The 12,072-nt window shown below is 69.7% G+C and carries 13 protein-coding genes; 9 read left to right on the top strand and 4 right to left on the bottom strand.

Going from position 1 to position 12,072, the window contains the following annotated elements; genetic code table 11:
• Window positions 1-17 precede the first annotated feature (17 nt).
• Window positions 18-248: an SHOCT domain-containing protein gene (locus tag ACFWIW_RS24235; protein ID WP_378370516.1), complete on the bottom strand. Its 231-nt coding sequence runs from the start codon at window positions 246-248 to the stop codon at window positions 18-20.
• 17 nt (window positions 249-265) lie between these two features.
• A complete protein-coding gene (locus ACFWIW_RS24230; RefSeq protein ID WP_378370515.1) occupies window positions 266-1,285 on the bottom strand; it encodes an Acg family FMN-binding oxidoreductase in 1,020 nt (339 codons plus the stop codon).
• Window positions 1,286-1,454: 169 nt separating this feature from the next.
• Between ACFWIW_RS24230 and ACFWIW_RS24225 the strand changes: the two genes are divergently transcribed.
• Together ACFWIW_RS24225 and ACFWIW_RS24220 are read left to right on the top strand one after the other, a co-directional pair.
• Window positions 1,455-2,846, top strand: a complete 1,392-nt coding sequence (locus tag ACFWIW_RS24225) for a DUF4389 domain-containing protein (RefSeq protein ID WP_378370514.1) — start codon at window positions 1,455-1,457, stop codon at window positions 2,844-2,846.
• On the top strand, window positions 2,846-3,370 hold the full coding sequence (locus tag ACFWIW_RS24220; RefSeq protein ID WP_378370513.1) for a flavodoxin family protein: 525 nt from the start codon (window positions 2,846-2,848) through the stop codon (window positions 3,368-3,370). Before ACFWIW_RS24225 ends, ACFWIW_RS24220 begins: the two co-directional genes overlap by 1 nt.
• 2 nt (window positions 3,371-3,372) lie before the next feature.
• Here ACFWIW_RS24220 and ACFWIW_RS24215 read toward each other — a convergent pair whose 3' ends face one another.
• Window positions 3,373-4,125: a CPBP family intramembrane glutamic endopeptidase gene (locus tag ACFWIW_RS24215; RefSeq protein WP_378370512.1), complete on the bottom strand. Its 753-nt coding sequence runs from the start codon at window positions 4,123-4,125 to the stop codon at window positions 3,373-3,375.
• On the opposite strand from ACFWIW_RS24215, the gene ACFWIW_RS24210 reads away from it, so the two are divergent.
• The 3 genes from ACFWIW_RS24210 to ACFWIW_RS24200 all read left to right on the top strand — a co-directional run bounded on the left by ACFWIW_RS24210 (window position 4,096) and on the right by ACFWIW_RS24200 (window position 7,172).
• Complete coding sequence (locus ACFWIW_RS24210; RefSeq protein WP_378370511.1) at window positions 4,096-5,154, top strand: acyltransferase family protein; 1,059 nt, start codon at window positions 4,096-4,098, stop codon at window positions 5,152-5,154. The two genes, ACFWIW_RS24215 and ACFWIW_RS24210, sit on opposite strands and share 30 nt — an antisense overlap.
• A 270-nt stretch (window positions 5,155-5,424) precedes the next feature.
• Complete coding sequence (locus tag ACFWIW_RS24205) at window positions 5,425-5,691, top strand: DUF1918 domain-containing protein (protein WP_378370510.1); 267 nt, start codon at window positions 5,425-5,427, stop codon at window positions 5,689-5,691.
• Window positions 5,688-7,172 carry a WS/DGAT domain-containing protein gene (locus ACFWIW_RS24200; protein ID WP_378370509.1) on the top strand — a complete coding sequence of 495 codons (1,485 nt, stop codon included), beginning with the start codon at window positions 5,688-5,690 and terminating at the stop codon, window positions 7,170-7,172. The genes ACFWIW_RS24205 and ACFWIW_RS24200 overlap by 4 nt, the downstream gene beginning before the upstream one ends.
• Here the strand turns inward: ACFWIW_RS24200 and ACFWIW_RS24195 are convergent.
• The gene (locus tag ACFWIW_RS24195) at window positions 7,159-7,776 is read right to left on the bottom strand and encodes a hypothetical protein (RefSeq protein WP_378370508.1); all 618 of its coding nucleotides are present in this window, start codon (window positions 7,774-7,776) and stop codon (window positions 7,159-7,161) included. The two genes, ACFWIW_RS24200 and ACFWIW_RS24195, sit on opposite strands and share 14 nt — an antisense overlap.
• A gap of 177 nt (window positions 7,777-7,953) precedes the next feature.
• Here ACFWIW_RS24195 and ACFWIW_RS24190 point away from each other — a divergent pair, with 177 nt between their 5' ends.
• From ACFWIW_RS24190 to ACFWIW_RS24175, 4 genes are read left to right on the top strand one after another with little or no spacing between them, the layout of a single operon-like run.
• Window positions 7,954-8,877, top strand: coding sequence for a universal stress protein (locus tag ACFWIW_RS24190; protein WP_378370507.1), 924 nt, complete (start codon window positions 7,954-7,956; stop codon window positions 8,875-8,877).
• Window positions 8,874-9,059: a hypothetical protein gene (locus tag ACFWIW_RS24185; protein WP_378370506.1), complete on the top strand. Its 186-nt coding sequence runs from the start codon at window positions 8,874-8,876 to the stop codon at window positions 9,057-9,059. Before ACFWIW_RS24190 ends, ACFWIW_RS24185 begins: the two co-directional genes overlap by 4 nt.
• Window positions 9,056-9,712 carry a CBS domain-containing protein gene (locus ACFWIW_RS24180; RefSeq protein ID WP_378370505.1) on the top strand — a complete coding sequence of 219 codons (657 nt, stop codon included), beginning with the start codon at window positions 9,056-9,058 and terminating at the stop codon, window positions 9,710-9,712. The genes ACFWIW_RS24185 and ACFWIW_RS24180 overlap by 4 nt, the downstream gene beginning before the upstream one ends.
• Complete coding sequence (locus tag ACFWIW_RS24175; protein WP_378370504.1) at window positions 9,709-11,970, top strand: heavy metal translocating P-type ATPase; 2,262 nt, start codon at window positions 9,709-9,711, stop codon at window positions 11,968-11,970. Before ACFWIW_RS24180 ends, ACFWIW_RS24175 begins: the two co-directional genes overlap by 4 nt.
• Window positions 11,971-12,072 lie beyond the last annotated feature (102 nt).

The raw sequence follows: 12,072 nt of genomic DNA, 5'->3' as shown, positions 1-12,072 counted from the left end.
TTCGTGCGCGGGTCCGGTCACCCGCGAAGCACGGCACGCCGTGTCTCGAACTCGTCCTTGTCGATCTCCCCGCGTGCGAAGCGTTCGTTCAGGATCTTGACCGCGTCGTCGTGGCCGGTCGAGGTCTTGGTGGTGCGGCGCAACAGGATCACCGAGACGGTGATGAGGCCGCCGACCAGGATGAGCACGGTGATCAGCATCAGCAGCATGCTGACCCAGCCGCCGTTGGAGTAGTGCCAGTAAGGCATGATCGCTCCCTTTCGATTCAGTGGCTCTGGTAGCGCACGCCGCCGGTCACCGGCGTCCCGAGGGGCGCGAGCACCTCGTCGAGGTTCCGGCGCGGGGTCGCGGTGAGCGGGTCGGCGTTGACCGGCGCCCAGCCGGTCCGCAGCACCATCTGCGGGAAAGTGCCGCCGGTGACCAGGTCTCGCACCTGCACCCTGGTTCCCGCGACTTCCAGCGGTTCGGTGAGCGGAGAAGTGGCCAGGCCCAGGCTGGTCGCGGCGAGCAGGACCGCGCTGGTGGCTTCACCCGCGCGGAGCCGCGACATGGCGTCGTCCGAAGCCGTGCTGAGCACGAGGAGCACGGTCTCGTCCGCTTCACCGGCCGAGCCTTCGGGCTGGCCGAGCCGGGGGTCGGCGAACGCACGCGCGGGCAGGGCGCCGGGGGTGTCGTCCTGTGCGGGTGCGTTCGCCGACGGGACGCCGTCGGGAGCGGTGAGCCTGCCACTCCAGGCGGCGAGTTCGGTGCGGTACGCCGGGTCGGCCGCGTGGGCCTCGGCGGCTTCGGAGACGGCGCGGGCGAGGTGGTAGCGGGCGGCGTCGACGGCGGGACGCAGGATGGCTCCTTCGTCGGCCGCGTGCCGGGCGAGGGTCTCGAGGTGCCCGGCGGGCACGGTCCAGGAGCTGTGCCTGCGCCGGTCGGTCCGGCGCCGGGGGATGGCGGCGGCGAGCGTGATGTCCTCTTGGGTGGGCTCGTGCCGATGCAGTTCGACGGACGCCAGGTGGTCCGGCTCCGCCGGATTGGGTAACCGGTGCACCTCGGCCCGCCAGCCCAAGGCGGCGAAGCCGACCCGGAGATGGTGCAGCGCCGCGCCGCAGCTGAGCAACAGGTCCCGCCCGTCGGGGTCGGTCCCGGGCAGCTGCCGGGTCCGGTCGGCGTAGAGGTGAACGGTGCGATCTCCGACGCGCCATTGCCAGGGCTGGGAGTTGTGCACCGAAGGGGCGCGGCAGGCCAGGGCCACCGCGGTTTCGACGGTGTAGTCGTCGGGAAGGCCGTGGTCCATCGGAAACCTGCCTCTGCTCAGGGGGTTAAGGGGCTGCGTCTCATGGTTCTCCGGACGCCGCGGGCCGTGGAGGGCCGGAGGGCCCGGTTCGCCGGGCCGTTCGTTCCTGTTCGCCCGTGCGGCCGCGCGGGATCGTCGAAAAGGTCCGCTCCCCGCAAGGAGGCGTCCCATGAGTTCCCCTGTCCGCGTCGAGGCTTCGCTCGATCCCGGCCTGTCCCGCTGGCTGTGGCTGGTGAAATGGTTGCTCGCGATCCCGCACTATCTCGTGCTGGCGGTGCTGTGGCTCGCGTTCGTCCCGCTGACGGCGGTCGCGTTCTTCGCCATCCTGGTCACCGGGCGGTATCCGCGGGCGATCTTCGAATTCACTGTCGGCGTTCTCCGCTGGACGTGGCGGGTGCATTACTACGCCTACGCCGCGCTGGGCACGGATCGCTATCCGCCGTTCACCCTGGCCGACGATCCCGGTTATCCCGCGCGGCTCGAGATCGACTACCCGGAACGGTTGTCCCGCGGTCTCGTACTGGTGAAGTGGTGGCTGCTCGCCCTTCCGCACTACCTCGTCGTCGGCCTCTTCGCCGGCGGCGGGCTCTGGCTGTGGTACAGCTCCGACACTGGCTTCCAGTGGGGAGCGGGCGGACTGATCGGCATCCTGGTGCTCATCGCGGGCGTCATCCTGCTGGTGCGGGGCGAGTATCCGAAGCCGATCTTCGATTTCGTGATCGGCATGGACCGATGGGTCATCCGGGTGGGCGCGTACGCCGCACTCATGACCGACGAGTACCCGCCGTTCCGGCTGGACTCCGGCGGTACCGAACCCGGCTCTCCGTTCCCCGGCTCCTCGGAATCGGCACGGCCTCGCCCGCGTCCGGCGGGGTGGACCCCGGGGCGCGTCGTGTCGATCGTGGCCGGTGTGCTGCTCGCCGTCGTCTCGACCGGTCTGATCAGCGGAGGCGCCGCCTCCCTGTGGCTGGACCGGGCCGAACGCGACGCCGACGGATACCTGACGGCCTCGGGAACCTACAGCACCGATACCTCCGCCTTGGCGAGTGAGCGATTCACCTTCGTCGCCACCACCGCCGGTGACATACCCGCCGCCCGGGCGCTCGGCGATATCCGCGTACGCGTGACCCCTCTCGGTGCGAAGGACGTTTTCGTGGGCGTCGCACCGGCCTCGGCGGCGGAAAGATACCTGGACGGAACCGACTACGCGACGGTCACCGACCTGGCCTCCGGCGCGCTGACCGTCCATCGTTCCGCGAAGTCGCCGGTGCTCCCTTGGGAGACGGGTATCTGGACGGTTTCGGCGGTCGGTCCCGGTACGCAGACGATCACGTGGCCGGACCAGGCCGGTGACTGGACCGTCGTGGTGATGAACGCCGACGGCTCGGCCGGGGTGGACGTGCGCGCGGAGGCGGGTGCGAGCCTTCCGATCCTCGGCTGGCTGTCCTGGGCCCTGCTTGTGGCCGGCGCGCTGCTGCTCGCCGCCGGGGTGGCGCTGGCCGCGATCGCCGTCACCCGTGTCTCGAACGAACTTTCGCCGATCAGTCAAGGAGAGTCGTGATGCAGGTACTCGTGGTGTTCGAATCGATGTTCGGCAACACCGAGATCGTCGCCAGGGCGATCGGCAAGGGACTGGCTTCCTCGTGCGAGGTCGACGTCGTCAACGTCGACGACGCACCGGCCCAGTGGGACGGCCTCGGCCTGCTCGTCGTCGGAGGCCCCACCCATGCCCACGGCATGACCCGCCCCGGGACACGCAAGAGCGCGCGGCAGGAAGTCGAGGGTGGAGTTCGTTCGGCGACCGGCTTGCGGGAGTGGTTGAGCGCTCTCCCGACCGCGTCGCGGCGAGTCCCCGTCGCGGTCTTCGACACGAGGATCCGCCGGGCTCGGTGGCTCACCGGTTCCGCGGCGCTCGGCGCGCGGAAGCTGCTGCTGAAGCGTCGCGGCGTTCCGTTGCTGCCGCCGGAGAGCTTCTTCGTGGACGTCGGCAAGAACGCCACGATCCTGTCCGACGGTGAGCAGGAACGTGCCGAAGCCTGGGGTATCCGGCTCGGGGCGCGACTTCTGGAGACCGCCGCCGGATGACCTCACGGGTGCGAAACCACCCACCAGGCGATGATCAGGCCACCCGAATTGGTCGCGCAGTGCAGGAGCGCGGGCGCCAGGACGCCCTTTCCCCAGTGCCGCCACCAATACAGGAAGACCCCGGCCCCGGCCGCCGCGACCATCGCCAGCACGGAGATCAACGGAAGCGGGAGACCGCCGACGGTGGCGTTGACCGCGGCGTTCCGGATCAAGGCGAGCGAGGGCAGCAGATGCCACAGGCCGAACAGGGTGGCGGCGCCGAGAATCGGTGTCCAGCGCCAGCGCTCACCGGCACCGAGCAGTGCGGGGAGAACGCCGCGGAACGCCACTTCCTCGAGAAGAACAGTGCCGAGGGGAATACGGAGCAGGGCGAGCCACAACAGCTGACCGATGCCCGGGGTCCCGACCCTGCCGTCCTCGAAGAAGGTCCGGAGCCCGGGAACGGCCAGCGCCACCGCGAACACGAGGCCGACCAGCCCGGCCCCCACGAGGCCGATGGCGGCGGCGCGGCCGAGGGTGTGCTTGCCGAGCCCGATCGACGTGAGCCTGAGCCCGGAGAACCTGGCGACGGCGATCAGCGCGGCCGCCGTCACGACACCGCACACGGGATACGCCCATCCGGGCAGCACCCGGTTCGCGAGCACCGTGGCGGCCGCGAGCAGCAGGACCGAGCCGATGACGGCGAGAACCCGGCGAGAGAGCCGTATGTCGACTGGTTGCGTTCGGTGAGCCTGATCGTCGTGGTCGTCTGGCACTGGGCGTTCACCATTCTGCGATGGGCACCGGACGGGCCGATGCCGACGAGCCCGCTCGGGTTCTTCTCCGGTCTGTGGATCTTCACCTGGCTTCTCCAGGTGATGCCGATGTTCTTCTATGTCGGGGGATACGTGCATCTGGTGTCCTGGCAACGGGCGCGGGCTCGCGGGGATCCGCTCGGGCGCTACGTTCTGCACCAGATCAGGCGTCTCGTCGCGCCGGCCGGAGCCCTGGTACTGATCTGGACCGCGTTCGGCGTGACCGCTGCGTCGGTGTTCAATCTACGCTGGATTCGCGGTGCGGCGCTGTTGATCATCAGCCCGTTGTGGTTCCTCGCGGTGTACGTCGTTCTCCTGATGCTGCTGCCGTTGAGTCTGTGGCTGCACCGGAAGTTCGACGTCGTGGTCTTGGTCTGGCTGGGTGGTGTCGCGCTGGGAGCCGACGTGGTGCGCTTCCGGTACGGCGTGGAACAGGCGGGCTGGGTGAACATGATCGCGGTCTGGGGGCTCGCCCATCAGGCCGGATTCTTTTATCGACGGCTCGTCGACGCACCGCGGCGGTGGGGGCATGCGTTGCTCTGGACCGGCCTGTTCGCTCTCGCGGGCTTGGTGTTCTCCGGTCTGTACCCGGGTTCGATGGTAGGCGTGCCGGGGGACCGGTTGTCGAACATGGGGCCACCGACGTTCGTGATCGTCGCGCTGCTGACGTTCCAGAGCGGATTCGCCGAGGTGACCCGCCCGTTCTTCGAACGACGGCTCGCGAGGCCGCGCTGGCGCCGCTTCATCGGTCTGCTCGACCAGTACGCGTTGCCGTTGTTCCTCTTCCACACCACCGGGATGGCGCTGGCGAAGGCCTGCGTCTACTTCGTCTTCGGGAACGGCGTCTCCGATGACCGGCTGCCCGACCCGATCTGGTGGCTGCAACGGCCGATCGCGGTGGCAGGCTCGCTGCTGTTCACTCTGCCGTTCTTGCTGCTTTTCGAAAGAAGGCGGACTCGTGGCGCCATCGAGGGGGTACGGCAAACGTGAGTGGCGTTTCGGCTTGTCCGCCGGCCGGGTGAGCGTTCCTCGGCGACCGGCCGGCAGTCATGTCGCGAAAGCCACATTCGGGGCACCCGAGTTACCCCAAGTGGGGTTCGGGACACCCTTGGCCAGGTCAGGATCACGCATCCGGCCGCTTCGCCAACAGGCTCTGACACGTGAGGACCTTCGGCCCTCCACCATCGACTCCGCTCGGAGGACGGTGAAGGACGAGCAACCGAAAGAATCGTGCCGGCCACAGCGGAAGGCGGAAACCCCATGCGTGCGCAGCGAGGAGATTGGCTGGTCATCAAAGGGCCGGCTGTCGGGAAGCCGGACCAGCGTGGCCTGATCATCGAGGTCCGCAATCCGGACGGATCGCCGCCCTATGTCGTGCGCTGGCCCCAGGACGACCATGTGTCCACGGTCTTTCCCGGCCCGGACGCGGTTGTCGTGACGGAGGCGGAGCAGAACGCCGCGGACGAGGCGGAGCGCGCCCGGCTCGCGGCCGTGCAGGAGGCCATCGCCGTGCAGCACTGGTCGTGACCGGTGACCGCCGCCCGATCAGCGCGCAGGACAGATTGTGGCTGAAGCTGGACGGGCCCGCCAACCCGATGCTCATCACGGCCGTGCTGTGGACGTCGACCGAAGTGGACCCCGAGCGCCTCAAGCGCGTGGTCGCGGACCGGCTGATCGGACGCTATCCGGTGTTCACCCGACGTCCGGTCCTCGACGGTGGTACGTGGTTTTGGGAGGACGACCTGGAGTTCAGCCTGGACCGGCATCTGACAGTGAGCGAGCTGCCCGCGCCCGGGACCAGGGAGGTCCTGCAGGATCTGGTCGCGGCGCGAAGAGGACGGCTCCTCGATCCGGATCATCCTTTGTGGACGATGGAACTCCTTCGGGGTTACGGCTCGGGGTCGGCGGTCGTCCTGTGCTCGCACCATGCCATGGCGGACGGTATCCGGCTGGTCCAGGTCCTTTTCGGACTGTTCGACGCGGTGGACGGGGACGAAAGGCCGTCGAGAGTCGGTGGGGTGGGGCCGCGTGGAATCGACTTTTCCCGCGCGCCTTCGAGGGCCGCGGCGAAGGTGGTGAAAGCACTCAACGGGTTCGGTGAGCGACTGGAGGGACCGATCGCGCGTGTGACTCTGGGCTGGCCGTTGTTCGGCCTGAGCGCCGTCGCGGGTTTGACCGGCGCGGTCGCGGAGGTCGTGACGTCTGCGCTGCCGTCCCGTCCGGCCGCCGCGGTGAGGTGGCTGATGGGGCAGGGGTTCACCGCGCGGAACACCGTCGACGGTGCGCTCGGCCTTCTGGCTCCCGCCGCGTCCGGCGCACTCTGGTCGGGAGAACCTGGGCCGGAGAAGACCGCCGCGTGGGGAGACGCCGTGCCGTTGGATCTCCTCGCCGCCGTGGGGCATGCCACCGGAACGAGCGTGAACGACGTGTGCGTCGCCCTGATCATGGCCGCTTTCGATCGGTACGCCCGAGAATCGGCTGCGGGAAGAGGCGCGGAGGAGATGAAGTGGCTCATCCCGGTGAGCCGTTCGGACTTCGATGGTGCGCTGCCTCGGGATCTCGGCAACGATTTCGCGCTGATACTGGCAGGTTTCCCTCTGTGCAGAAGAAACTTCCGCGAGCGGTTGGATGACGTCCACCGTCGTGTCTCGAGCATTCGCGAGTCACTGGAGCCGGTCCTCACGTTCGGCGTCCAGTGGCTGGCGGGCAGGGCACCGGACGTCGTCTCGGAACCCTTGACGCGGTTCTTCGCGGCCAAGGCGGTAGGTGTGCTGACCAATGTCCCGGGACCACGCCGGCCGGGCGAACTCGCCGGGGCTCTCGTCGAAGGAATCGTGGGCTGGGCACCGTGCAGCGGGAAGCAAGCCGTCACGGTCTGTGTGTTCAGCTACGCGGGTTTCGTCCGGTTCGGTTTCGGGACCGATCGGTCGCTCGTACCCGACCCCGGACTGCTGGTCACCGCGCTGGACCACGCGGTGAACGACGCCGTCGCGCTCACGAACCGGTGAGTGCGACGGCGCGTGCGGCGAGGGTGTCGAGCAGCGCACGGGTGGTGAGCCAGGCAGCGGGCCTGATCGCGTGCCAGTAGAGCGCTATGGCGTGCCGGGCGGCCGGGTCGGTGACGGTGATCCTGGTCTCGATGGTCGACCGGCAGCCCGTGCCCTCGCTCGGCGTCACGGAGAACCCCATGGCGATCGTACCGCTGTGGGGATGGGCGAACTCCCGGAATGAGTCCGCCGTGACCTCGTACCACTCGGGAACGGCGGTCCAGAACCGGCCCGCCGCGCCCAGGACCATCTCTTCTCCTGGCCGCTCGCCGAGAAAGGCGCATCGTTCGCCGAGCATGGTCTCGCCGAGATCGGGAGGGTGCCCGTGCCCGCGGAGCGTCTGGGGGAGGCCTCGCGCGCGGACGAGCGTCCGCACCAACGGCGAACGCACGTCCGCGGCCCGGAGCTCGCCGATCGCCCGGTACAGCGCGTCGGCTGGAACTTCGACCCGTGCGGTCTCCGCGAGAACGAAGTCCGGACATGGTGCGAAGGCGTCGAGCAGAGTGGGGTGGCCCGCCGTCGCGGACCACCCGTCTTCGTGAAGCCGAATTCCCGCACCGCGCATCGCGAGGTCTCCTCTCCGGAAAAGACAAAGGGTCGTCCGAACCCACACCCGGCGTCAGGGCCGAACGTCCCGCGGTCGGCGGGCCAACGGCCCGGCACATCGGGGCGGCGGGCACTGACCGTGCCGGCACGGCGAAGGCAAGCTTGGCTGTAGCGCTTCGTGGAAGGCGGTCGGAAGATGACTGGAAGATCCGACGACGGTCGGCCGAATCCGGTGGTGGCCGGGATCGACGGTTCGCGGTCAGCGGTGGAAGCGGCGAGATGGGCCGCAGGGGAAGCCCAGCGTCGCGGGCTTCCCCTGCGGCTCGTGTCCGCGTACGAATCGGCCGGACGTGACTACCCCACCCTGGAGGTCACCGCGGCGGAGGTGCGTGAAGCCATGCTGGAGACCGCGGTCCGGCGCTTGAGTGTCGCAGGGAAGACCGCCGCCGCGGCCGTGCCCGGCCTGGACATCACGACGGAGGTCGTGGAGGGCGACCCGGGGAAGGTGCTCGTCGAGGAATCTCGCCAGGCCACTCTCGTGGTCCTCGGTTCTCGCGGATTCGGAAGTGTCGGAAGGTTCTTACTCGGGTCTTCAGGACTCGCGCTGGCGAACCACGGACGATGTCCGCTCGTGATCGTCCACGATGGCGACACGTGTCCTGGTCCGGTACTGGTCGGTGTCGACGGCTGGCCCGCCTCGGCGGCCGCCGTGCGATTCGCTTTCCAGGAGGCGTCGGAGCTGAGAACCTCGGTGACCGCACTCAGGACGTGGAGCGAGCTGGGCGCCGTCCAGCCAGGCGTGTGGCGCCTCGGCGGATCGAGAGTCGTCCACGACTCCGCGCGACGTGCCTTGGCCGCCGAGGTGTCTTCGGTGGCACACGAGTATCCGGACGTTCCTTTCGGCTGTGTGGTGGTCCGGGGACGAGCGGGCAAGACCCTCCGGGATTACGGAGAACGAGCGGGCCTGATCGTGGTCGGAACCCGTGGCCGGAGCGGATTCGCCGGGATGCTGCTCGGCTCGGTGAGCCAAGGCCTGGCAGGCCGGGCCCGGTGCCCGGTCGCCGTCGTCCGCGCGGATATCGAAATTCCGCAGCACACCAAGAAAGGAAGCAGAACATGAACGACGTCGAGAACGCGCGCGCGGCCAAGGAAGCACGGGACGCGATCGCCGCCGGATCCGGTCCGTCCCGTTCTTCGGGTGAGCTGGCGGAGGCGGCGATGCGGAGATACTTCGCCGCGGAGTCCTATCGCGCGCGGAAGCGTGAGGAACCGTCCGAAGAGGACGAAGAGCGTCCGTCATGAGTGGAACGGCCGTCCGCGACGTCATGACCCGGGAGGTCCGCTCGGTGCGGAAGGGCACCCCGATCGCGGAGATCGCCGGAATCCTCGCGGGCCAGGGGATCAGCGCCGTCCCTGTCGTGGATGACGACCGCGCGGTCGTCGGCGTCGTCTCGGAGGCCGACCTGTTGCTCAGACAGGTCGAGTCGATCGCCGCCTCGCGGCCGAGGGTGCCGGGCATCCGGTCCAAAGCGGACGGACGTACGGCGGGGGACGTGATGAGCACTCCCGCGGTCACCGTCGAAGCCGACCGTCCGGTCGCGGAGGCGGCCCGGTTGATGGTGGGCCATCGGGTCAAGCGACTGCCGGTGGTCGACCGCGACGGGACGCTGACCGGGATCGTCAGCCGGGCCGACCTCGTGCGCGCCTTCGTCCGGACGGACGCGGAGATCCGGGACGAGGTCCTGCGGGACGTCACGGAACAGGTCCGGCGTCCGGCGCGGGGTGAGGTGCGGGTAGAGGTGGAAAACGGCGTCGTGACGCTGCGAGGTGAGGTCGAACGACGGAGCCAGGCTGTCCTGCTGTCGGCACTGGTACGCCGGATCGCCGGCGTCGTCGAGGTAGTCGACGAGGTCCGTTTCCGTTGGGACGACGAGGCGAACAGGGCGACCGGATGACGAAGCCCCGATGGCCTCCGTCTCTCGAAACGCTTCTCTTGACCGGAGTACTGGCGCTGCTCGCCGCGGGCGGTATCGCCCGCATCGGGAGCCCGGTGACGGCTTCGGTGCTGTGGGCGGGCGCCACCGTGGTGATGTTCGTACCGGCGACGCTCTGGGTGCTCGCCGACCTGCGGGCGGGCAGGTGGGGAGCCGACGTGCTCGCGGTGCTCGCGCTCGGTGGCACTGTCGCGGTCGGGGAGTACCTCGCCGGGGCGATCATCGCGGCGATGGTCGCGACCGGCCGGGTACTCGAAGCGGCCGCGCGCCGTCGTGCCGGACGCGACCTCTCGGCGCTGCTGGCGCGGGCGCCGACCTCGGCCCATGTTCGCCGGGGCGACCTGGTCGAGGTGGTTCCGGCCGCCTCCTTGCTACCGGGCGACGTGGTCGTGGTCCTGCCCGGCGAGGTCGTTCCGGTCGACGGCCTGGTCCGTGGTGAAGGGATCTTCGACGAGTCCGCCCTGACCGGAGAAGCGGAGCCCGCCGATCGTTCGGGGGAAGAGGTCCGTAGCGGCGTCGTCAACGCCGGCTCCGCCGTCGAGGTGGTGGCCTCCGCGACCGCTGACGCCAGCACCTACGCCGGAGTCGTCCGGCTCGCGGAGCAGGCCGCTTCGGGTACCGCGCCGATCGCGCGGCTGGCGGATCGGGTGGCGGTCTGGTTTCTGCCGACGGCACTCGTCATCGCCGCACTCGCCTGGGCGTTCACCGCGGATCCGGCACGCGCGGTCGCGGTGCTCGTCACCGCCACGCCCTGCCCGCTGCTCTTGGCCGTACCGGTCGCGGTGACCGGCGGAATGTCCCGGATGGCGCGGTCGGGCGTGGTCGTCAAGGACGGCGCCGCATTGGAACTGCTCGGCCGGGTCCGCACCCTCGCGATGGACAAGACCGGCACCGTGACCGAGGGCCGCCCGGAGATCACCGCCGTGGTCTGCGCTCCGGACGACTCGGCCGATCGCGTTCTCGGTATCGCCGCGGCGGTCGAGCAGTACTCGCCGCATGTGCTCGCCGGATGTGTCCTGCGGGCGGCGAAGACCGCTGGACTCGAGGTACCGCCCGCCGAGGTCGTGTCCGAGACACCGGGACGCGGGGTTGAGGGGACGGTGGACGGGAAAAGCGTCCGCGTGGGCAGGCGGTCGGCGAGTCTGCTTCCCGGCTGGGCGCTTGGCGTGGAACGACGGGGAAGGCTCGACCTGGCCTCGGTGATCTGGGTCGAGGAGGACGAGAAGCCGGTCGCCGCGCTGCTGGTACGGGACCGGCTCCGGCCGGACGCGGCCCGGACGTTGCGCCGCCTGCGGGCGGCGGGACTGACCCGGATCGTCCTGCTCACCGGCGATCGCGTCGGGAACGCGGAGGAGGTGGCCGCGCTGCTCGGCCTCGACGACCTGCACGCGGAATGTTCTCCGGGGGACAAGATCGCGTTCGTACGCGAGGAGAACGAACGCGCGGTCACCGCCATGGTCGGGGACGGGGTCAACGACGCTCCCGCCCTCGCGGCCGCGGGTGTCGGCGTCGCTCTGGGCTCCCGCGGTTCGACGGCCGCGGTCCAGGCCGCCGACGCGGTGATCCTGGACGACCGCATCGACCGGCTCGCCGACGCGGTGGACATCGCGCGACGGGCGAGACGGCTCGCTGTCGAGAGCGCCGGGATCGGCACCGGCTTGTCCGTGCTCGCCATGCTCGCGGCGGCGGGCGGGTGGTTGGCACCCGTGCTGGGGGCCTTGGTGCAGGAGGGGATCGACATCGCCGTCATCGGGAATTCGCTCCGTGCTCTTCTGGCTCCGCGAGCGTCTCGCCGTCGTGCGCCGGAAGGATTGGTCCGGCGATTCGCCGGCGAGCACGAAACCTTGCTGCCGGTCCGCTCCGCGGTGCGCCTGGCAGCGGACGCACTGGCCGAAGGCGCGGGGCCGGACGCCGATGAGGCGGTCCGGCACGCCGGCGAGTTGCTCACGGAACGGCTTCTGCCGCACGAACGCGCCGAGGAGGAACAGCTGTATCCGGCGGTGGCCGAAGTGCTGGGAGGCCCGGACAGCACGGCCACGATGAGCCGCGAGCACGCCGAGATCGAGCGGCTGGCCCGCCGGCTGCGCAGGCACCTCGACGAGGCGCCGGACGGCATCCGGCCGGACCAGGTCGACGACCTCAGGGCGACCCTCTACGGCCTCGACGCGATTCTCACGCTTCACTTCGCGCAGGAGGAAGAGGCCTACTTCACGCTTTGAGAGAAGCCAGGCGTGGTCATCGCCTGGCTTTCTCTCGACCCGCATCCCGGCGCTGTCGGATGTCGCGAAAGCCACTTTCGGGACGCGTGGTGTCCCGAAAGT

The organism is Amycolatopsis sp. NPDC058340 (genome assembly GCF_042723975.1).
GTDB lineage: Bacteria > Actinomycetota > Actinomycetes > Mycobacteriales > Pseudonocardiaceae > Amycolatopsis.
This window is presented reverse-complemented; position numbering and strand designations above follow the sequence as displayed.